The sequence below is a fragment of the Streptococcus sp. DAT741 genome (genome assembly GCF_009866825.1).
Classification (GTDB): domain Bacteria; phylum Bacillota; class Bacilli; order Lactobacillales; family Streptococcaceae; genus Streptococcus; species Streptococcus ruminantium.
Window position 1 is genome coordinate 130,202 of the sequence record NZ_CP019557.1, and the last position, 22,426, is coordinate 152,627.

13 protein-coding genes are annotated in these 22,426 nt (G+C 41.3%); 11 read left to right on the forward strand and 2 right to left on the reverse strand.

The window, feature by feature from the left end:
- Nucleotides 1–122: 122 nt before the first annotated feature.
- The 3 genes from BZG42_RS00850 to ytpR all read left to right on the forward strand — a co-directional run bounded on the left by BZG42_RS00850 (nt 123) and on the right by ytpR (nt 1,423).
- Complete coding sequence (locus BZG42_RS00850) at nt 123–407, forward strand: DUF4651 domain-containing protein (RefSeq protein WP_120171213.1); 285 nt, start codon at nt 123–125, stop codon at nt 405–407.
- On the forward strand, nt 404–724 hold the full coding sequence (locus BZG42_RS00855) for a thioredoxin family protein (protein ID WP_024532243.1): 321 nt from the start codon (nt 404–406) through the stop codon (nt 722–724). The genes BZG42_RS00850 and BZG42_RS00855 overlap by 4 nt, the downstream gene beginning before the upstream one ends.
- Before the next feature lie 75 nt (nt 725–799).
- Nucleotides 800–1,423 (forward strand): YtpR family tRNA-binding protein, encoded by a 624-nt coding sequence (gene ytpR, locus BZG42_RS00860; protein WP_155995570.1) that lies wholly within the window; start codon nt 800–802, stop codon nt 1,421–1,423.
- Between the two features lie 34 nt (nt 1,424–1,457).
- Here ytpR and BZG42_RS00865 read toward each other — a convergent pair whose 3' ends face one another.
- Nucleotides 1,458–2,237 carry a DUF2785 domain-containing protein gene (locus BZG42_RS00865; RefSeq protein ID WP_155995568.1) on the reverse strand — a complete coding sequence of 260 codons (780 nt, stop codon included), beginning with the start codon at nt 2,235–2,237 and terminating at the stop codon, nt 1,458–1,460.
- 64 nt (nt 2,238–2,301) lie between these two features.
- Between BZG42_RS00865 and BZG42_RS00870 the strand changes: the two genes are divergently transcribed.
- Nucleotides 2,302–2,697 (forward strand): single-stranded DNA-binding protein, encoded by a 396-nt coding sequence (locus BZG42_RS00870; RefSeq protein WP_120171216.1) that lies wholly within the window; start codon nt 2,302–2,304, stop codon nt 2,695–2,697.
- Between the two features lie 83 nt (nt 2,698–2,780).
- On the opposite strand, the gene BZG42_RS00875 is transcribed toward BZG42_RS00870, so the two are convergent.
- Complete coding sequence (locus tag BZG42_RS00875) at nt 2,781–3,032, reverse strand: hypothetical protein (RefSeq protein ID WP_155969685.1); 252 nt, start codon at nt 3,030–3,032, stop codon at nt 2,781–2,783.
- 206 nt (nt 3,033–3,238) lie between these two features.
- On the opposite strand from BZG42_RS00875, the gene groES reads away from it, so the two are divergent.
- The 7 genes from groES to BZG42_RS00910 all read left to right on the forward strand — a co-directional run bounded on the left by groES (nt 3,239) and on the right by BZG42_RS00910 (nt 22,304).
- Nucleotides 3,239–3,520 (forward strand): co-chaperone GroES, encoded by a 282-nt coding sequence (groES, locus tag BZG42_RS00880; RefSeq protein WP_024532238.1) that lies wholly within the window; start codon nt 3,239–3,241, stop codon nt 3,518–3,520.
- Nucleotides 3,521–3,628: 108 nt separating this feature from the next.
- On the forward strand, nt 3,629–5,251 hold the full coding sequence (gene groL, locus BZG42_RS00885) for a chaperonin GroEL (RefSeq protein WP_024532237.1): 1,623 nt from the start codon (nt 3,629–3,631) through the stop codon (nt 5,249–5,251).
- Nucleotides 5,252–5,521: 270 nt separating this feature from the next.
- Nucleotides 5,522–5,935, forward strand: a complete 414-nt coding sequence (rpsL, locus tag BZG42_RS00890) for a 30S ribosomal protein S12 (RefSeq protein ID WP_002940030.1) — start codon at nt 5,522–5,524, stop codon at nt 5,933–5,935.
- Between the two features lie 16 nt (nt 5,936–5,951).
- The gene (gene rpsG, locus BZG42_RS00895; RefSeq protein WP_024532236.1) at nt 5,952–6,422 is read left to right on the forward strand and encodes a 30S ribosomal protein S7; all 471 of its coding nucleotides are present in this window, start codon (nt 5,952–5,954) and stop codon (nt 6,420–6,422) included.
- Between the two features lie 511 nt (nt 6,423–6,933).
- Entirely contained in the window at nt 6,934–9,015 is a 2,082-nt protein-coding gene (gene fusA / locus BZG42_RS00900) for an elongation factor G (RefSeq protein ID WP_024532235.1), read from the forward strand.
- A gap of 564 nt (nt 9,016–9,579) precedes the next feature.
- Nucleotides 9,580–11,640, forward strand: coding sequence for a G5 domain-containing protein (locus tag BZG42_RS00905; RefSeq protein ID WP_120171219.1), 2,061 nt, complete (start codon nt 9,580–9,582; stop codon nt 11,638–11,640).
- Between the two features lie 8 nt (nt 11,641–11,648).
- The gene (locus tag BZG42_RS00910) at nt 11,649–22,304 is read left to right on the forward strand and encodes an isopeptide-forming domain-containing fimbrial protein (RefSeq protein ID WP_155995566.1); all 10,656 of its coding nucleotides are present in this window, start codon (nt 11,649–11,651) and stop codon (nt 22,302–22,304) included.
- The last annotated feature ends 122 nt before the right edge of the window (nt 22,305–22,426 follow it).

A 22,426-nucleotide genomic window follows, 5' to 3' on the forward strand; every position in this document is an offset into this window, starting at 1 on the left:
TTTATATATTATAAACATCCTCAAAATAATGAAGAAACGCTTTATTTTCTGTTATCTCAGCTATTACAGACTCCAATGATATTTTCAGGAAAATTCTTAGAAATTGTGATAAAATAGTCCGTATGAAAAAGAAAAAAACAGCCTTACTAGCAGGCTTATTGGGGGTAGGTGTGCTCACCGCTAGTGCTCAATTTTACCGTAAAATCCAAGAGGAACGTAAAAAAGCACAGGCCTTGCAAGAGGTGCGTGAATTTTTCGCTGATTTAGGAGAGATAGCAACAGTTTACGTGGATGAAACAGCTTCAACGCAGGATGTCCTGATTGGCGGGGTTGTGATGGAAGCGGGTCAGATATTTTTGTTTGAAAATGTCCGAGGTTCGATTCGTTATGAGGAGGAGAAGAGATGATTTTTCCAACGACTATTGAAGAAGTCGCTCAACTGATTGAAGATGGCAAGCCAACGGTTTTCCTATTTGTAACAACTTGGTGTGGGGATTGTCACTATATTAAACCACATTTGCCAGCCATTGAGGCAGAATTTCCTGATTTGACTTTTGTTCAATTAGATCGGGATGATTTTATGTCTTTAGCACAGCAATGGGCGATTTTAGGGATTCCGAGCTTAGTCGTTCTGAAAAACGGTCAAGAAATTGGTCGTTTTGTAGATAAAAATCGCAAGACCAAAGAAGAAATTATCAACTTTTTAACTGGATTGGATATGTAGTCTTTCGGTATGATTTAGGTAACGAAAACTTGACCTTATAGTTGGTATTTGTTGAGAAGAGATTAAGGAGAAAAAATGATTTTTACATACAATAGAGAATATGTCGGCGATGTTCTCATGGTTATCGTGATGGAAAACAAGGGACAAGCAGTTGCTTTTGAGCGTAAGGGAAAAGTGGCGCGTGTATTCTTGGCAGAGACAGGTCAGACAGTAGCTTGGAATATCTTTGAAGCATCAAGTTTGGTTGAGCTTACTGGAAATGGTCAGGTTTTCTTAACTGATGAGCAGGTGGAGACCCTGAATACAGAGTTGGCAAAAGAAGGTTTTGCAGAAAGCTTGGTCAATGACAACAGTCCGAAATTTGTTGTCGGTCAGATTGCGGAATTGGTTCCTCATCCAGACAGCGACCACCTCAATATCTGTCAGGTCAATGTCGGTGACAAAACGGTGCAAATCGTAGCTGGTGCGCCAAATGCTGCACAAGGATTGAAAACTATTGTGGCTCTTCCGGGGGCAATGATGCCGAGCGGTAGCCTAATCTTCCCAGGAAAATTGCGCGGTGAAGATAGTTTTGGTATGATGTGCAGTCCACGTGAATTGGCTCTACCAAACGCACCACAAGTTCGAGGTATTATCGAATTAGACGACTCCGCAGTGGTCGGAGAGGCCTTTGATCCAGTTAAACACTGGAAGGGATAGAAAAAGAAGAATTGGTCGATTTTGGCCAATTCTTTTATGTTGGTTCAATTTTTCCTTCAATAGCCTGTTCGATTTCTTCGGTCAATGCTTGATGTGACCTAAGTTGGAAGTAAAGACTAGACAGAAAATGTTGGAGATTGAGCCACCGGAAGTAGTCTACTGGTTCTTGATTTGGAAAGTCCAGCTTGCTAATCCATTCCGTCAGCTCTTGGCTGGACACTTTTTCATTCAGCAGGAGGTAGGCAGGGATTTGTGCCAGACGGATTTCCTCGCCAGCTGAGAAAACTTTACTTTGTTTAGTTAGACAAGTGACAATAGTTTGCCAGACTTCTTTGTTTTTTTCAGCGGGAAATTGATCATGACAGCTTGCAGCCAGAAGAAAATCTGCTCCGTGGGCAGCAGTGTGGATCCAACCGAGTTTTTCATCATAGCCAGACCAATCATTCTCAATCGCCAAATAATCCAAGGCCTGCTGGAAGAGTAGCTCGCGGTCGTTAGTGCTTAAAAATGCATGATAAATAGACTCTGGCTCATTATCGACAGACAGCAACAGAGAGTAAAGTAAGCAAATAAAACTTCGTTTTTGTGTGGAGCCTTCCAGGGAAAATGGCTTGGTTTCTTGAGAGAATTGCAGTATCGACTGTGCTTGTTCTCTTGTAATCAAGCCCTCCAAAAAGATATGGCAAAAACTAGCATAGACCAGTTCGTCGCGTATAGTAGGGTCTGGATGGCCGATGTTTTCTAACAGCCAGATTAGTTCCTGATTGGTATACGATTGGGTGGATTGTAGCTTTGAGATAAGGATGTTTTTCATAAATTTTCTCCTTTTTCATCATTTCACCATCTTTCCTACGAATAGATAAGTAGGAGGATAAAAAATGTATAATAAAACTATTGTGATTGGTCGCTTGACGGCTCAACCTGAATTGACCCAGACATCCACCGGGAAAAAACTGACCCGTGTAACGATTGCAGTCAACAGACGTTTCAAGACGGAGAATGGTGAACGTGAGGCGGATTTCCTCAATGTGATTTTCTGGGGAAAATTGGCAGAAACGCTTGTTTCCTACGGAAGCAAAGGAAGTCTGATTTCTATTGATGGAGAATTGCGAACTCGAAAATACGAAAAAGACGGAAGCAACCACTATGTGACCGAAATCTTGGGTCAGACCTTCCAACTGTTAGAGAGCCGAGCTCAACGTGCCATGCGTGAAAATAATGTAGGTGATGATCTTGCAGATCTAGTTTTAGAAGAGGAAGAATTACCATTCTAAGGCAGAGTTAGTCAATCAATGGAAAAGACGGATAATGCACGGTAGTTCAATTGTTGAAACGTCAGTTTGGCTGGCGTTTTTTGCTATCTTTGTTTCCGATTGTTCAACCATTCTAACACGATGACAACAAGAGATACGATAAGGACTCCGTAGAAGAAAAAGACAGCATAGTGTGGATGTGTAAAGAGAAGTAACCAGATGGACCAAAGAAAATAGGCAAATGCTATCTTCCCCCAGAAACCTAGTTTGCGCTTTAAAAACCATTCTGCAAAACCTTCATGAAGGGAGAAGCGACTTTTATAGTAATCGTTCTTCAAATCTCGAAGGAATTTCATCTTTGAATCTCCTTATTGCTTTACTGTTATGAACAGTATAGCATACATTAGCCAATAATAATATGCTGCTCTGTTTTCTCAGACCTGAGATGGATTTTGCAAAAACTTGGTAGAATTGTCTTGACTATTTTTGACCGAGTGATACAATAAGAATTGTAATTAGCACTCATCGTTAAAGAGTGCTAAAGTTAGAAGGAGGATCAACTATGTTGAAACCATTGGGCGATCGTATCGTCGTAAAATTTGAAGAAAAAGAACAAACAGTTGGCGGTTTTGTCCTAGCTGGAGCTAGCCAAGAAAAAACGAGGGAAGCAAGTGTGCTTGCAGTTGGAAAAGGGATTCACACCTTTAATGGTGATTTAGTAGCACCAGAAGTAGCAGTTGGTGACAAGGTTTTGGTTGATGCTCATGCTGGGCTTGAGGTTAAAGACGGTGATCAAACTGTCCATATTGTCCGTGAATCAGATATTTTAGCAATTATCGGATAAGAAAACATAGTAGAAAGGATTTAATCCGTCTGGAAAGCTACGAGAATGAGGTGATTTGCTTTGCAATTCCCATCACTTCTTGCTTTCTGACGGAATTGGTAGCATAAAATGGCAAAAGAAATTAAATTTGCAGCAGACGCTCGTGAGAGCATGGTTCGTGGTGTTGATATTTTGGCGGATACTGTTAAGGTAACCTTGGGACCTAAGGGTCGTAATGTTGTTTTGGAAAAGGCCTATGGCTCTCCTCTCATCACAAATGATGGTGTAACCATTGCTAAGGAAATTGAGTTGGAAGACCATTTTGAAAATATGGGTGCTAAACTGGTGTCTGAAGTGGCTTCAAAAACCAATGATATTGCAGGGGATGGAACAACTACCGCAACACTTTTAACGCAAGCCATTGTTCGTGAAGGGTTGAAAAACGTAACTGCCGGTGCTAACCCAATCGGTATCCGTCGCGGTATCGAAGCAGCGGTCACAACAGCAGTTGAGGCCTTGAAGGCGCAAGCAATTCCAGTTTCAAGCAAAGAAGCTATTGCCCAAGTAGCTGCTGTATCATCTCGTTCTGAAAAAGTCGGTGAGTACATCTCTGAAGCTATGGAGCGCGTGGGTAAAGACGGTGTAATTACTATTGAAGAATCTCGTGGCATGGAAACAGAGCTGGATGTCGTAGAAGGTATGCAGTTTGACCGTGGTTATCTTTCACAATACATGGTGACAGACAATGAAAAAATGGTGGCAGAACTTGAAAATCCATTTATTTTGATTACAGATAAGAAAATTTCTCATATCCAAGATATATTGCCATTGTTGGAGAGCATTTTGCAGACCAATCGTCCACTTTTGATCATTGCTGACGATGTAGATGGCGAGGCCTTGCCGACCCTTGTTCTCAATAAAATTCGTGGTACTTTTAACGTTGTAGCTGTCAAAGCACCTGGATTTGGCGATCGTCGCAAGGCTATGTTGGAAGACATTGCTATCTTGACGGGTGGAACAGTCATTACTGAGGACCTTGGTTTGGACTTGAAAGATGCGACAATTGAGGCTCTCGGTCAGGCAGCTAAGGTTGTCGTTGATAAAGATGGCACAACTATTGTAGAAGGTGCCGGAAATCCAGAAGCTATCAGCAATCGTGTAGCAGTGATTAAGTCACAAATTGAGGGAACCACTTCTGAGTTTGATCGCGAGAAATTACAAGAACGCCTAGCGAAGTTGTCTGGTGGCGTGGCAGTGATTAAGGTCGGTGCTGCAACAGAAACTGAGCTGAAAGAAATGAAACTTCGTATAGAAGACGCTCTCAATGCAACACGTGCTGCGGTTGAAGAAGGAATTGTTGCCGGTGGTGGTACAGCTCTTGTAAATGTGATCAATAGCGTAGCTCAGCTTGAACTAAAAGGCGATGATGAAACAGGACGAAATATCGTTCTTCGCGCTCTAGAAGAGCCAGTTCGTCAGATTGCTTACAATGCTGGTTATGAAGGCTCTGTTATCATTGATAAGTTGAAAAACTCAGAGTTTGGCACAGGTTTCAACGCAGCGACAGGTGAGTGGGTCAATATGATTGAAGCAGGGATCATTGATCCAGTTAAAGTGACACGTTCAGCCCTTCAAAATGCAGCTTCAGTAGCTAGCTTGATTTTGACAACAGAGGCAGTCGTTGCTAATAAGCCAGAACCAGCAGCCCCAGCTATGCCACAAGGTATGGATGGTATGGGTATGGGCTACTAATGCTCGGCTATACTCGTCATAATTATCGTTTTATTTTTGATTCCCTGATAAAAATATACACGAAAGCACAGTCACAAGGCTGTGTTTTTTTGATAAAATTTGTTTGACAAGACCCACGGGATGTGGTATTATGTTAGACGGTACTTTTTACTTTTGGTCTCTCAAGAGTGTACAGGGACGTGCTGACAAATGTTGCAAAAGTACACACAGATAGAGGTTGTCACCAATGCTCTGTCACCAAAAATAAAAAATATATACAGGAGAATGTAGATGCCTACAATTAACCAGTTGGTACGCAAACCACGTAAGTCTAAAGTAGAAAAATCTAAATCACCAGCTTTGAACGTTGGTTATAACAGCCGTAAAAAAGTTCAAACAAACGTTTCATCACCACAAAAACGTGGCGTTGCAACTCGTGTCGGAACAATGACACCTAAAAAACCTAACTCAGCCCTTCGTAAATTCGCTCGTGTGCGTTTGAGCAACTTGATTGAAGTGACTGCCTACATCCCAGGTATCGGCCACAATTTGCAAGAGCACAGTGTTGTTCTTCTCCGTGGTGGACGTGTAAAGGACCTTCCAGGGGTACGTTACCATATCGTTCGTGGTGCACTTGATACTGCAGGTGTTAACGATCGTAAGCAAGGCCGTTCTAAATACGGTACAAAACGTCCAAAAGGCTAAGAAGGGGGAAATATAAATGAGTCGTAAAAATCAAGCGCCTAAGCGCGAAGTATTGCCAGATCCATTGTATAACTCAAAATTGGTAACTCGTTTGATTAACCGTGTTATGTTGGATGGTAAACGTGGTACAGCTGCATCAATCGTTTATGGTGCTTTCGAGCAAATCAAAGAAGCAACTGGCAACGATGCACTTGAAGTATTTGAAACAGCGATGGAAAACATCATGCCTGTATTGGAAGTACGCGCACGCCGTGTCGGTGGTTCTAACTACCAAGTTCCAGTTGAAGTTCGTCCAGAGCGTCGTACGACACTTGGTCTTCGTTGGTTGGTGACCATTGCACGTAACCGTGGTGAGCATACGATGATTGATCGTCTTGCAAAAGAAATCATGGATGCGGCTAACAACACAGGTGCAGCTGTTAAGAAACGTGAAGATACTCACAAAATGGCAGAAGCAAACCGTGCATTTGCACACTTCCGCTGGTAAGATAGGATGTGAGGACGTTAAGAAAATTCAAGGAAAAATAGGAAATCAGACGATGGACCTTAAGGTCCAAGGAAGATTTACACCTAAAGGTAGCCACACTTGTAATTGGCTAAAGCCAAAACAATTGCGTCTCTTTTTTCCAGAATTTTTAGTCCGAACTCAACTAATTAAGATACGAGGGCGTCAAGCAACTCCTAGCCAAAATAGGGAATCGAAGCAGATTGTTGTGCAATCAATGAGATTCCTCTTTTTGTCAGAGAGTTGTAGCCCGAGTTCAATTAAGATGTGAGAGCGTTAAGAATGTTCAAGGAAAAATAAGAACTAGGCCGGTCCCTAGGAGGAGTGAACTTTTTTCCAGAACTTTTAGCTCGAACTCAATTAGGATAGTGGTTCCACCTCATCCATTTCACACCATTAGTAAGCAATCAAGCGGGTGGGATTTGCCCACTCGCTTTTCTTAAAGTATGGTATAATCAAAATAGAAAACTAAAAATATAGGAGAACAAACCTCATGGCACGCGAATTTTCATTAGAAAAAACTCGTAATATCGGTATCATGGCGCACGTTGACGCAGGTAAAACGACGACAACTGAGCGTATTCTTTACTACACTGGTAAAATCCACAAAATCGGTGAAACTCACGAAGGTGCATCACAAATGGACTGGATGGAGCAAGAGCAAGAACGTGGTATCACAATCACATCTGCTGCGACAACAGCACAATGGAATAACCACCGTGTAAACATCATCGACACACCAGGACACGTGGACTTCACAATTGAAGTACAACGTTCACTTCGCGTTCTTGATGGTGCTGTAACCGTCCTTGACTCACAATCAGGTGTTGAGCCACAAACTGAAACAGTATGGCGTCAGGCGACTGAATACGGTGTTCCACGTATCGTATTTGCTAACAAAATGGATAAAATCGGTGCTGACTTCCTTTACTCAGTATCAACGCTTCATGATCGTTTGCAAGCAAATGCTCATCCAATTCAATTACCAATCGGTTCTGAAGATGAATTCCGTGGTATCATTGACTTGATCAAGATGAAAGCTGAAATCTATACCAATGACCTTGGTACAGACATCCTTGAAGAAGATATTCCGGCTGAATACCTTGAGCAAGCACAAGAATACCGTGAAAAATTGGTTGAAGCAGTAGCTGAAACGGATGAAGACTTGATGATGAAATACCTTGAAGGTGAAGAAATCACTAACGAAGAATTGAAAGCTGGTATCCGTAAAGCGACCATCAACGTTGAATTCTTCCCAGTATTGTGTGGTTCTGCCTTCAAAAACAAAGGTGTTCAATTGATGCTTGATGCGGTTATTGACTACCTTCCAAGCCCAGTTGATATTCCTGCTATCAAGGGTATCAATCCAGACACAGACGCAGAAGAAGAGCGTCCAGCGTCTGACGAAGAGCCATTTGCAGCTCTTGCCTTCAAGATTATGACAGACCCATTCGTAGGTCGTTTGACATTCTTCCGTGTGTACTCAGGTGTCCTCAACAGTGGCTCATACGTGATGAACACTTCTAAAGGTAAACGTGAGCGTATCGGACGTATCCTCCAAATGCACGCAAACAGCCGTCAAGAAATCGAAACGGTTTACTCAGGAGACATCGCAGCTGCGGTTGGTTTGAAAGACACGACAACTGGTGACTCATTGACAGATGAAAAAGCTAAGGTTATCCTTGAGTCCATCAACGTTCCAGAACCAGTTATCCAATTGATGGTTGAGCCTAAGTCTAAGGCAGACCAAGACAAGATGGGTGTTGCCCTTTCTAAATTGGCTGAAGAGGATCCAACATTCCGTGTTGAAACAAACGTTGAAACTGGTGAAACAGTTATCTCTGGTATGGGTGAGTTGCACTTGGATGTCCTTGTTGACCGTATGCGCCGTGAATTTAAGGTTGAAGCAAACGTAGGTGCTCCTCAAGTATCTTACCGTGAAACCTTCCGTGCACAAACTTCTGCTCGTGGTTTCTTCAAACGCCAGTCTGGTGGTAAAGGTCAATTCGGTGATGTTTGGATTGAATTTACTCCAAACGAAGAAGGAAAAGGTTTCGAGTTCGAGAATGCAATCGTCGGCGGTGTGGTTCCACGTGAGTTCATCCCTGCGGTTGAAAAAGGTCTCGTAGAATCTATGGCCAATGGTGTGCTTGCTGGTTATCCAATCGTTGACGTGAAAGCTAAGCTGTACGATGGTTCATACCACGATGTCGACTCATCTGAAACAGCCTTCAAAGTGGCAGCATCTCTTGCCCTTAAAGAAGCTGCTAAGTCAGCTCAACCAACTATCCTTGAGCCAATGATGCTTGTAACCATCACTGCGCCAGAAGATAACCTTGGTGACGTTATGGGTCACGTGACTGCACGTCGTGGTCGTGTTGACGGTATGGAAGCTCGTGGTAATACACAAATCGTTCGTGCTTATGTACCACTTGCTGAAATGTTTGGTTACGCAACAGTTCTTCGTTCGGCTACACAAGGTCGCGGTACTTTCATGATGGTATTTGACCACTACGAAGATGTACCAAAATCTGTACAGGATGAAATTATCAAGAAAAATGGTGGCAATGCTTAATGGCTAGCCCAGGCACCTTCGGGTGCCTTTTTTGTGTTTGCGAATCCTTTTTTAGAAAGAAAATTAAATAGGAAAGTTTTGACCGTGTCTTTATCTGGGGATACGGTCAAATTATTGGAGTAAAAAAAACGATCTTGTCTTGGAACTCACATTGATAAAAGTCTCAAATGAAACTGGTATTGTCGTAGACAACAAGGTAATTCTTTTTTAGGTGGTGGCTTTATGGCACAATAGAGTCTGAGTATTATTAGAAGCTTTGGCATAGAAAGAAAAGCATATCTTGACAAGCATATTGGCTATATTGGGGTGAAAAACGATAAGGAGGACATCTGTAAAATAGTTATTTTCAAAGATTATCATTAGCCTTTCTACATACTATAATTACTCGATATACAGATGAAAATAATTTTTGATTAGATTGTAAATAGATTAAGTTGATTATCTAAGTTTACTTTGTGTAAATTTGATGCATCAAACTAATTGACTTTTGGTCCCATAAGAGGTACAATATCTTAGGTATTTTATTTATATAAAATATTTTATTAAACAAAAGGAGAGGGACTTATGAAAAATAAAAAGTTCCAAGGACTAGTCGGACTAGCACTTATTGCAAGTTTAGTAAATCCATTGCCATGGTTTGAGAATGTAAATTTATTGGATTCAGTGAAGGTGTTAGCTGCTGAGGAAGATACACCGCCAGAAGATATTGAAGAGCCGGATGCTCGGGAACTCCAAGTTTTAAACCAACTAGATGCAAAACTTAGTGAATTTGAAGAATATTTGAATGCAAATAATACTGAGGAGGCACAATATTTCTTGGAAGATGAGAAAGAAAATATTGAACGCTGGCTAACTGCCACTTCGAAAACAGCTAGAGGGCAAGCCTCTGCTAAACGTTGGAACTCTCTCCTTGCTCGTCATAACGGGACTGGTGACGTGACACCTAAACCAGTTATCACTACTAAAGATGTAACGACTACAGTTGATATTGACTTTACTACTACTCGTGTTGCAAGTGTAACAATGGAAGAAGGAAAGGAAGTTATTACGACCCCAGGTGTCAAAGGTGTTCGCACAATTATTTACACAGTAACATATACAGATGGTGTTGAAACTAACCGTACTGAAAAAAGTAACGTTGTAACGAAGGAACCAGTCAACCAAGTGGTAACTTATGGTACTAAAAAGCCTGAGGTTACACCAACTGTTACAACTACAGAAGAGACAAAAACAGAAGTTGTACCGTTTACAGAAATCAGAGAAAATGATCCAAACCTTGAGGCAGGCAAAGAAGTTGTCGCTACTGAAGGTAAAAATGGCGTTCGTACGATTGTTTATACAGTGACGAAGAAGGATGGAACTGAAACTGGTCGTGTGGTCAAGAGTGATACCATCACTACTCCAGCTGTTAATAAAGTCATCAAGGTTGGTACTAAAAAGCCAGCAGTTCCTGTTGTAACGACAGAAGAAGTTAGTGAAACCAAGTCTGTACCATTTGAAACAATCCGCGAAAACGATCCAAACCTTGAGGCAGGCAAAGAAGTTGTCGCTACTGAAGGTAAAAATGGCGTTCGTACGATTGTTTATACAGTGACGAAGAAGGATGGAACTGAAACTGGTCGTGTGGTCAAGAGTGATACCATTACTACTCCGGCTGTTAATAAAGTCATCAAGGTTGGTACTAAAAAGCCAGTAGTTCCCGTTGTAACGACAGAAGAAGTTAGTGAAACCAAGTCTGTACCATTTGAAACAATTCGTGAAAATGATCCAAACCTTGAGGCAGGCAAAGAAGTTGTCGCTACCGAAGGAAAAGAAGGTGTTCGTACGATTGTTTATACAGTGACGAAGACAGATGGCGTTGAGACTAGTCGTGTAGTCAAGAGTGACACCATTACTACTCCAGCTGTCAATAAAGTCATCAAGGTTGGAACAAAAACAACCACTTCTCCTGTTGTAACGACAGAAGAAGTTAGCGAAACCAAGCCCGTACCATTTGAAACAATCCGTGAAGAAGATCCAAACCTTGAGGCAGGCAAAGAAGTTGTCGCTGCCGAAGGCAAAGAAGGTGTTCGTACGATTGTTTATACAGTGACGAAGACAGATGGCGTTGAGACCAGTCGTGTGGTTAAGAGCGATAGCGTTACGACTCCAGCTGTTAATAAAGTCATCAAGGTTGGAACAAAAACAACCACTTCTCCTGTTGTAACGACAGAAGAAGTTAGCGAAACCAAGCCCGTACCATTTGAAACAATCCGCGAAAATGATCCAAACCTTGAGGCAGGCAAAGAAGTTGTTGCTGCCGAAGGTAAGGAAGGTGTCCGTACGATTGTTTACACTGTTACTAAGATAGATGGTGTTGAAACTGGTCGTGTAGTCAAGAGTGATACCATCACTACTCCAGCTGTTAATAAAGTTATTAAGGTTGGAACAAAGAGATCTGTAGCTACGCCAGTTGCTACAGCAAAAGAGAATAAGTCAAAAACTGAAAATAAAAACAAGACAAAAGTTGTTGATGGAAAAGTGTTGCCAGAAACTGGTGAACAATCATCAGGTTTAGCGGTGATAGGCTTGACTCTACTGGTAGGGCTTTTAACATTTGTAAAAAATAAAAGGAAAAAGTCGTAATACATAGTATGAATAAGAAACAAAATCGCAGCAAGCTAAAAAAACTCACAAGTTGGATAGCATCTTTTGTGATGATTGTTGCGCTTGGCATTAGCATAACCAAGGGAGTCTTTATCAAAGCTGTAGAGCTTGGGAAAGTAGGAACTAATACTGTAGCTACCCAAGAAGGTTGTGCTATTAAGATTGAGACAACTGAGAAAGTTTCATGGACCCTGCCTCGTCAGCCAATTGACTTGGTTATTTTGCAGGATACATCTGGCTCTTTCAAAGATACTATCCATCATGTGCAAACAGCTCTGAAGGAATTAACAAGGCCTGTTAAATTAGAGGACTATAATGAAAATGATCCTCGTTTAGTTTTTACAGATAATCCAGAAACCACAGACCGTGTTATGATTAACACCTTCCAAGGTCTTGATGGAGGCTATACTTATGATATTCCCTCAGGTGGCTATTATGATCCTTATGGATACTGGGTGCCATCAACGGATAGTAACTTTACTTCATATTGGTCAACTAATTGGCAGACTAATCCTGATTTGGTCTACAAATACAATTCAAGTGCACTTTTAACAAATAAAGATGCTATTGATAGCGCTATTGATGCATTCAAGACTGATGGTGGTACACCTACAGTTCCTGCTATTGAGGACACTATCGCTAAGTATAATGAAATCAAGGGAACAATGAGCAATAACCGTAAAACGGTATTCTTGTTAGTTACCGATGGTGTTGCAAATGGTGTCCGTAAAAATGGAAACGTTGTTATAGAAAGAAGTAATTATAGAGATTACGTACTACAAAGATATTTCCAAAGCCGAGGAGTTGAAGGATCAGAACGCTATATTCCTGAGGCCTCTCAAAACTATCTTGCACGTGCTAAAGAACTGGAAGAAGCTGGAACTAAGCTTAAAGAATTAGTAAAATCTGATGATGGAAATACACAAAATGATGGTGCAGTAGTAGTTGGTTTTTGGGAGGAAGTGGCTGGTTTCACCAAGGGATCTCAGTATGGAACCACTTATTTAGAAGGCTTTGGAAATACAGGTGTTGATACAGGTGATACGCGGACAGTACAGGAAGTATTCCATCAAGCACTACGGTCTGTGGCGACAAGCGATAAGTACTATGTAAATGAGCAGTCTGATCCTAAATCTTTTGCTGATAGGATTCTCAAGTCAGTAGCACAGGCTCTTGTGAAAGAGGATGTTCAGGGTGAGTTTACAGTAACGGAAGGTTATACAGTTAAATCTGTTACTATCAACAAGAAAAAGATCGTTGATGTTGTCAAAGATCCGACTAAAGAAATCCGTGGAACTATCAAGCAAGTAGGGCAAAAAGTCACCATTTCTGTCCCTGAAAGTGTTTTCAATCCTGGAGAAAATAATTTTGATTATGAGTTGAATCATGTTGAAGATCCTGAAACTCTCTCTGAAGAAGATGAAAAGGAGCCAGCAGATGACTATGTTCCAAGTAAGAAAAATGTAACAGTTGGGCAACTTACAGGTACGTTTAAAGTTGGAAAGCATGAAACTGCAATGATTGGTTCAAAAATTCCAACAAGTGTGGAAGTCACTGATCTTAAGTACTGCTATCCAAATGTGACGAAAACTATCACAGATCAAGATAAGAGTAATGATATTGGTACACTTCAGGGGTATCCAGAAGGAGCAATTCGTCCATCTTATGCTGCGAATTTGACAGAGGCAAGTGAGAACTTCAGCTATGATCTTACTTATCGTATGAATAACTTGCCACTTAATGTCAAGAAAAACTTTATGTTGGTTGATGAGCTTGACTATCGTCTAGAATATAAGTCTGCTTATGTGACAGACACTAGTGGAGCACGGACGAACTTTGAAGTTAAGACAAAAGAGGTCGCAGATCCTTACACAGGTAAAACTCAAACAGTTGTATATGCAGTCATTCCACCAAAAGCTGGTGATACTAGCAATCCGAATGTTAACGAAGGTCTTTATGGCGGGCACAAATTTGCGCGTTATACTCTCCATATCGAGACAAAGATCAAAGATGACTATACTTACAAAAATAATCCAGAAGCCTATAAAGCTCTCATTCAAGAGAATGATGGTTACGGTATTTTGAACCAAGGTAAGATTATTTGGGATGGTGAGGATGATAATCCAACGGATCCAAGAGCTTCAGTTCGTCGTTCGAATGCAGTTTACGTAGTGCCTCCTGTCGAAACCGACATCAAGAAGGATGTTCAGTCTGTGGATGGAATCGGTGAGGGCTATGTTAAGGATCAAGACCAACTTTACCTTGGTACACGTTCGCAAGAGTACTACTATAATGTAGAATCTGCTTGGCCAGGTATTGCGAAAAGCTATATCCTTTCTGATACATTAGTTGATGAGTTGGAGGTTCTTGAAGCTAAGATTACAGTCAACGGGAAAGCAGTTGATGCCTTGACACAAAAAATAGTTACTTCTGGTCAGACGGTTACATTGAATTTAGGAGAAGCAGATTTTAATTCGCGTGCAATTTCACGACAAATTACCACTGCAAACAGGGGCAATAAAGGTCCTGCTGTTATCAAGTTAACCATCAAAGCAAGAATTAAGGATAAGGCAGATTTGACCAAGTATGTTGTAAATGGTCAAATCAAAGTTCCAAACAAGGCTACAGTTGAACTGAATGGAAAACCACAAACGTCAAATACAGTTTACGTAACTCCAGATGAACCAGCTCCAAGTAAGAAAATCAATTCGACACTTGATGTGCTGCATACAACAAAGAGCAGCGAAGCATTTGAGTTCAACATTCAGACAAAACTTCCTAGAGATATTAAGAGCTATAAGTCTTATAAGATTACAGATAAATTGGACAGTCGTCTTGAATTGACCAATAGTCCAGCGCCATATGTGAAAGAGCCATATGCTCAGCATTTTGATGTAACCCATGATGCAGCAACGAACACAGTTACAGCAACAGCTAAAGCTACAAGTCTTTCTACCTTGACAGGTGGAGAAATGGTTGAGTTAGTCATCCCAGCTAAAATCAAGGATGGCACTTCAGTCGAAGAAATTCCAAATACTTCTAAGATTGTATATGAAACTCCAACGAGTGGTGGCGAAAAAGAAACTCCACCGACTCCACCAGTTGTTGTGACTCCTCCACCGCTAATTGAAAAGCAAGTCAATGCAAAACAGCATGCGGATTTAACCAAACGTGATGAAGTATTTGAGTACACTATCAAATCATCTGTTCCAAAAGGTGCAGAGACCTTTGAAATCACGGATGAGCTAGACGAGGTGCTTGAATTTGCTGGCAATCAAGGTGATGTTGTCGTTAAAATTGCAGATACAGCCGTAACTGATAAAGTTACAATCACAAGATCTGAACGTAACCTAGGTATCAAGTTTACGAAGGAACAGCTAACGGCTGATGCTGGTAAGGCTATTGTCATCACTTTCAAAGCTAAGATTCGCGGAGATGTGAACTTATCAGTAGATAAGTATACTCAGGATGGAACGATAAAAGTTCCGAACAAGGCAAAATATACCTTGAATAACAATCCTAAGGAGTCTAACACTGTAACAGTTACTCCGCCGCCTCCAACTCCACCAACAGTTGAGAAGAAGGTAAATGATAAAGTACATGAAACCTTAGGACAACGTAATCAAACATTTGATTACAGCATCGCAACACAGGTTCCGACAGATGCGAAGAGTTTCGTGATTACTGACGAACTAAAAGAAGTTCTTGAGTTTGCCGGTAACGATGGTAAGGGTGAGGTAGTTGTTAAGATTGGTGATGCAATAGTCACAAACACTACGGACGTAAAAACTGAAAATCAAACCTTAACAGTCAGCTTGACCGCCGACCAGTTAGCAAAACTTCAAGGTCAAAAAGTCTTAGTAACCTTTAAAGCTAAGATCCGTGCCAATGTCAACCTGACAGGCTACTTGGTAGAAGGAAGCGATACTATCAAGGTTCCAAATACTGCAAGCATTAGCGTTGATAATAACCCTAAAGTGAACTCACAACCTGTAACGGTTACTCCACCGACTCCAACCCCACCAACAGTTGAGAAGAAGGTGAATAATAAAGAACATGAAGCCTTAGGACAACGCGACCAAATGTTTGAATATAGCATTGAAACGCAGGTTCCGACAGATGCGAAGAGTTTCGTGATTACTGACGAACTAAAAGAAGTTCTTGAGTTTGCCGGTAACGATGGTAAGGGTGAAGTAGTTGTTAAGATTGATGAAGCAGATGTCACAAATAAAACAACTGTGGAAGTTAAGGATCAAACCTTGACAGTCAGCTTGACCGCCGACCAGTTAGCGAAACATCAAGGTCAAAAAGTCTTAATAACCTTTAAGGCTAAGATTCGTGCCAATGTAAACTTGATAGCTTACTTAGAAAAAGCAAGCAATACCATCAAGGTTCCAAATACCGCAAGTATTCGTGTTGATAATAACCCGAAAGTGGATTCACGACCTGTAACGGTTACCCCACCGACTCCAGATACTCCAACGATTGTTAAAAAAGTTAACAATAAAGATCACGAAGACTTGACTAAACGGGATGAGGAGTTTGAGTACACTATTCAAACCCAAGTTCCGACAGATGCGAAGAGCTTTGTGATTACCGACGAATTGAAAGAGGTTCTTGAGTTTGTAGGTAAAGATGGTAAAAATGGTGTAACTGTTAAGATTGGCGAGACAGATGTTACAAATAGCACAACTGTCAAGATTGAGAATCGAACCTTAACAGTCAGCTTGACAGATGACCAGTTGGCGAAATATCAAGGTCAAAAAGTCTTGGTAACCTTTAAGGCTAAGATTGTTGCAAATGCAGATTTAACAGCCTATACAGCAAATGGTACGACTAAGGTGCCAAATACTGCAAACTTTGTTATCAATAATGACTTTACAACCAAGAAGGAAACAGAGCCAGTCACTGTAACCCCTCCAGGTGAGACACCGACACCTAAGAAAACAGTCAATGATAAGCAAGCTGAAAAACTATCAAACCTTGATGAAGTATTTACCTATAAGGTAACAGCAGAAGTTCCAAAAAATACTGCTGGCTTTACGAAGTTTGAGCTAAGTGATGACTTAGAAGATATTCTAACAATCACTGAAACCGGTGTGACAGTTGGTGATGCTACCTTAGATAAGGGAATGACAGTTACCAGCCCGAAAGATGCTAATGCAGACAGTGGTAAAGTAACAGCAGCTCTTCCAACCAATGAAATTTCTAAGTATGCAGGTAAAACTGTTGTTCTGACGATTAAAGCTCGTATTAAAGAAGGTGTACAAAGCTTTGAGCTGGCAAAATACATTACAGCTGATAATCAGGAAGGCTCTATTCCAAACAAAGCTACTCTGACAGTAGGCGATAAGCCAGATCAAAAGAAAGATTCTAATAATGTTCCAGTTACACCTCCGAGTGAGGATCCTACGGTTACCAAGAAAATCAATGATAAGTTGGAACACTTGGATACTGAAACAGCAACAAACTATACTTATAACATTAAGACTAAGTTGCCTGCGGACATTACAACATACAAGAAATTTGTTATCAGTGATGAGTTGGACGCTGAGTTAGCTGTTCAAGGCAAGCCAGTTATTTCTGGACCTGCAGCTCAGTTCTTCGATGTAAAAGTAGAAGGACAACTTGTTACTGCAACAATGAAAAACTTTGTAACTGCTCAGGAATTAGCAGGTAAAGAAGTTGAGCTTGTTATTGTATCTCAGATTCGTAAGGGGGTAACTACACAAAATATCCCTAACATTGCACGTATAACCTATCAGAATAGGACACATGCGGCTGGTACACCGGATAGTAAAAAAGATACCCCTCCAGTCACCGTAACACCACCAGGTGAGACACCGACTGTTGAGAAGAAAATTAACAAAGACTTGACAGAAGCGACTGTTCTACCAGAGTCGAACTACACCTACAACATCACCTCACTTCTACCAGTTGACATCACACGCTACAAAGCTTATGTGATTGTCGATGAGTTGGATGAAAACCTAGCAATCCAAGGTACACCAGTGATGGCTGAGATTGACGGTGTTGATATGACTCAGTTCTTCGATGTTAAAGTAGCTGGTCAAAAAGTCACTGCAACCATGAAGAACTTCAAAGATGCAGCTGCCCTAGCTGGTAAGAAGGTCGAATTGGTGATTACAGCACAAGTGAAGTCAACGAGCAAGGCTCCTAAGATTGACAACACTGCAAAAGTGACATACCAAAACAAATCACATGTGGACGGAACTCCAGATAGCGAGACCCCACCAACACCACCTGTGACAGTAACTCCTCCTCCTGTTACTAAGAAAATCAATGAAACTCTTGATCACTTGGATACAGCGACGAAGACAAACTACAATTACAACATCAAGACCGTTCTTCCAAGTGATATTGCTTCTTACAAGACCTTTGTGATTAACGATGACTTGGATAAGGATCTTGAAGTACAAGGCACACCAATCATCAAAGGTGATGCGGCTAAGTTCTTCAAAGTTACTGTAGACGGTCAGAAAGTCCGTGCAACAATCACCGACTTCAATGCGGCGAAAGCATACGCAGGTAAAGAAGTTGAACTCGTTATCGTTTCTCAAATCCGTGAAGGTGTGACACGTCAGGCTATCCCTAACCAAACTACTATTACTTACACGAACAAAGTGAAAGCAGGTGGTGAGCCAGGTGATACAACAACGACTCCACCGACCCCTCCAGTCACCGTAACACCACCAGGTGAGACACCGACTGTTGAGAAGAAGATTAACAAAGACTTGACAGAAGCGACTGTTCTACCAGAGTCGAACTACACCTACAACATCACATCACTTCTACCAGTTGACATCACACGCTACAAAGCTTATGCGATTGTCGATGAACTGGATGAAAACCTAGCAATCCAAGGTACACCAGTGATGGCTAAGATTGATGGTGTTGATATGACTCAGTTCTTCGATGTTAAAGTAGCTGGTCAAAAAGTCACTGCAACCATGAAGAACTTTGAAAATGCAGCTGCCTTAACTGGTAAGAAGGTTGAATTGGTGATTACAGCACAAGTGAAGTCAACGAGCAAGGCTCCTAAGATTGACAACACTGCAAAAGTGACATACCGAAACAAATCACATGTGGACGGAACTCCAGATAGCGAGACCCCACCAACACCACCTGTGACAGTAACTCCTCCTCCTGTTACTAAGAAGATCAATGAAACACTTGATCACTTGGATACAGCGACGAAGACAAACTACAATTACAACATCAAGACCGTTCTTCCAAGTGATATTGCTTCTTACAAGACCTTTGTGATTAACGATGACTTGGATAAGGATCTTGAAGTACAAGGTACACCAATCATCAAAGATGATGCGGCTAAGTTCTTCAAAGTTACTGTAGACGGTCAGAAAGTCCGTGCAACAATCACCGACTTCAATGCGGCGAAAGCATACGCAGGTAAAGAGGTTGAACTCGTTATCGTTTCTCAAATCCGTGAAGGTGTGACACGTCAGGCTATCCCTAACCAAACTACTATTACTTACACGAACAAAGTGAAAGTAGGTGGTGAGCCAGGTGATACAACAACGACTCCACCGACCCCTCCAGTTACCGTAACACCACCAGGTGAAGATCCAACGGTTGAGAAGAAGATTAACAATACGCTTGATCATTTGGATGTAGACACTGAAAAAGATTATACTTATAACATCACAACAACCCTACCGGTTGACATTACAAGTTATAAGAAATTTGCGATTGTCGATGTATTGGATAAAGACCTTGCTGTTCAAGGTACACCAACTATCACCGGTGAAGCAGCGAAATTCTTTGATGTGAAAGTCGATGGACAGACTGTTACAGCTACGATGAAAGACTTCAAGAATGCCAAAGACTTGGCAGGTAAGAAGGTTGAACTCGTTATTGTTTCTCAAATCCGCGAAGGTGTGACACGTCAAGCTATTCCAAATACTGCGAAAGTGACTTACCAGAACAAATCACATGTAGATGGCACTCCAGATAGCGAGACTCCACCGACCCCTCCAGTCACTGTCACACCACCAGGTGAAGATCCAACGGTTGAGAAGAAGATTAACAATACGCTTGATCATTTGGATGTAGATACTGAAAAAGATTATACTTATAACATCACAACAACTCTACCGGTTGACATTACAAGTTATAAGAAATTTGCGATTGTCGATGTATTGGATAAAGACCTTGCTGTTCAAGGTACACCAACTATCACCGGCGAAGCAGCGAAATTCTTTGATGTGAAAGTAGATGGACAGACTGTTACAGCTACGATGAAAGACTTCAAGAATGCCAAAGACTTGGCAGGCAAGAAGGTTGAACTCGTTATTGTTTCTCAAATCCGCGAAGGTGTGACACGTCAAGCTATTCCAAATACCGCGAAAGTAGAGTTTACGAATAAAGCGGGACAAGTTGGTGAGAAAGAAACGAAACCTGTAACGGTCACTCCACCAACACCAAATACACCTCCGATTGAGAAAAAAGTAAATGGTGCAGAAAGTGCAGATCTAGCTAGTCGTCAAGAAGTATTTACTTACACAATTGATACAATTGTTCCGACTGGGGCTTTTGCCTTTGAAGTAAGTGATACATTAAAAGATGTTTTGACGTTTGAAGGCGCTGTGACTGCAACCTTATCAGGTAAATCAATCGCACAAAGTCAAATTTCTATTGACGGACAGACCGTCACCGTTAAATTGACGAAACAACAAGTTCGAGAACAGGCTGGCAAACCGCTTCATATCGAATTTTCTGCGAAGGTCAAGGATGGTGTTGATTTGACACCATATATGACAAACGGTAAGACAAGTATTCCAAATACTGCAAACTATATTGTCAACAATGACCCAGCAACGAAGAAGGATTCGAATACTGTTCCGGTTTATCCACCGACTCCAAACGAACCTGGCATTGATAAGAAAATCAATCGTGATTTGACACATCTTAATGTGGAAGTTAATAAATCGTACATGTACAATGTAACGGCGAACCTTCCACAAGATATTGCTACGTATCGTGAATTTGTAATAACAGATACTCTTGAGTCTGTACTTGCAATCAATGGAGATGTGGTTGCCTATGTGGATGGTTATGCAACTGATGCAGTTAAGGTAACGGTTGAAGGGAACCGTGTTGTAGCAACTGTTGTAGATTTTGCAAAACTTGCTGGATTTAAACAAATCCAACTTTACATTCCTGCTTATATCAAGTCTGATGCTGATTTGACTGCTTATGTGACAAATAATGTTGCAAGCATTCCAAATACTGCTAGCCTTGAGTTTACAGATAGCAATGGAGTGAAGAAACGCAAAGATACTACTCCAGTAACAGTGACTCCGCCGACACCTGATACCCCACCAACTCCACCGGTGAATCCTCCACAACCAGGAACACCTGTGAAGACAGTTAGTCGTGTAGAGGGCTTGGAACAAACAAATTATCTGGCTCTTCTACAAGCAACGGAATCGTTCCGCTTTGACATTAAATCAGTTGTTCCAATGGACGAAGCTGAAGACAGACGGTTGAATCTAACAAGCATCACTATCACCGATCAATTGGATCCGCTATTCACTGTGGACAAAGCTAAAGTAGCTGTGAAACTAACAAATGCACCGACATCAAATGCAAATTATATTGATGAAGATGTAGAAAAAGCACAAGCAGAACTTGATGCTGAAAAAGCTAAGTTGGAAGAAATTAAGAAATCTAGCCAAACAGAAGCTAGTGCGGCAGCTCTTTCAGAGGCGCAGAAAGTAGTTGCAAGACTAGAGACTGAATTAGCTGAGGCTCAAGCTAAGCTGACAGAACTTAAGACGTCAGCAACATCAGCGACAACAGAGTCCTCCTCATCCACAGAAGTATCGGCAGCCAATCCGGTAGATGTGATTGCTACTGATCATTCTTCAGAAATCGCTGCACAAGAGGTAGTTATAGCAGAACTCCAAGCTAAATTGGAGGCTGCAAAACAAAGAGTACAAGCAGCACAAGAAGTCTTGGCCAAAGCAAAAACTCCTTCCGAAGTGAAAGTTGAAGCTGATAATCAAGAAAAAGTTGTAGCTGCAAAACAAAAAGTTCTTGATGAAGCGAAAGAAAAACAAGCTAAAGTTCAAGAACGTGTGGAACAATTGGCTAAAGTCAATGACAAAGGTGAATTGACAGCGGAAGCAATTGCTGCTCTAGGTGGAACCATTAAAGTAGACGGACAATTTGTAACGGTTGACTTTACGGATGAATATACTATGGAAGCCTTGAAAGGTTATACCGTAAATGTGATTATTTACTCAAGCATCACAGATGTGAATGCCTTGACGATTGATCACTTTACTAAGGGTATTGATAATACTGCAACAGTACAATTCAATCATGACCCAAGTGATAATCTTACTAAGAAGACAAACAAGGTAACTGTAGTACCGCCTAAGAATGAGACACCGCCACCACCGGCAACACCTGATAAACCAAAAGGTGACTTGCCAACTCCACCAACTCCACCAACAGAACCAACACCGCCACCTTCTTCAGGACCAATTCTTCCGAAAACAGGTACTAATGAAAACGGGGTGTATGCTATCGTTGGTATCATTCTTGGAGCTTTGACCTTTGTGCTTAGAAAACGCAAGGATAACGATAGTCTCTAAGAGAATCTATAGGCATCTTGCATGCTTTAACAAGGACAACCCGGGTTTTAGTCACAAAGAACTACGAACTCGGGTTGTTTTTGACTTTTGAAATTGTAAATTATGATATACTACTACTTAGA

Excerpts from the sequence above, each read along its gene's own strand:
- BZG42_RS00850 (WP_120171213.1), top strand. The coding sequence starts at position 123 with ATGAAAAAGAAAAAAACAGCCTTACTAGCAGGCTTATTGGGGGTAGGT.
- BZG42_RS00855 (WP_024532243.1), top strand. The coding sequence starts at position 404 with ATGATTTTTCCAACGACTATTGAAGAAGTCGCTCAACTGATTGAAGAT.
- ytpR (WP_155995570.1), top strand. The coding sequence starts at position 800 with ATGATTTTTACATACAATAGAGAATATGTCGGCGATGTTCTCATGGTT.
- BZG42_RS00865 (WP_155995568.1), bottom strand. The coding sequence starts at position 2,237 with ATGAAAAACATCCTTATCTCAAAGCTACAATCCACCCAATCGTATACC.
- BZG42_RS00870 (WP_120171216.1), top strand. The coding sequence starts at position 2,302 with ATGTATAATAAAACTATTGTGATTGGTCGCTTGACGGCTCAACCTGAA.
- BZG42_RS00875 (WP_155969685.1), bottom strand. The coding sequence starts at position 3,032 with ATGAAATTCCTTCGAGATTTGAAGAACGATTACTATAAAAGTCGCTTC.
- groES (WP_024532238.1), top strand. The coding sequence starts at position 3,239 with ATGTTGAAACCATTGGGCGATCGTATCGTCGTAAAATTTGAAGAAAAA.
- groL (WP_024532237.1), top strand. The coding sequence starts at position 3,629 with ATGGCAAAAGAAATTAAATTTGCAGCAGACGCTCGTGAGAGCATGGTT.
- rpsL (WP_002940030.1), top strand. The coding sequence starts at position 5,522 with ATGCCTACAATTAACCAGTTGGTACGCAAACCACGTAAGTCTAAAGTA.
- rpsG (WP_024532236.1), top strand. The coding sequence starts at position 5,952 with ATGAGTCGTAAAAATCAAGCGCCTAAGCGCGAAGTATTGCCAGATCCA.
- fusA (WP_024532235.1), top strand. The coding sequence starts at position 6,934 with ATGGCACGCGAATTTTCATTAGAAAAAACTCGTAATATCGGTATCATG.
- BZG42_RS00905 (WP_120171219.1), top strand. The coding sequence starts at position 9,580 with ATGAAAAATAAAAAGTTCCAAGGACTAGTCGGACTAGCACTTATTGCA.
- BZG42_RS00910 (WP_155995566.1), top strand. The coding sequence starts at position 11,649 with ATGAATAAGAAACAAAATCGCAGCAAGCTAAAAAAACTCACAAGTTGG.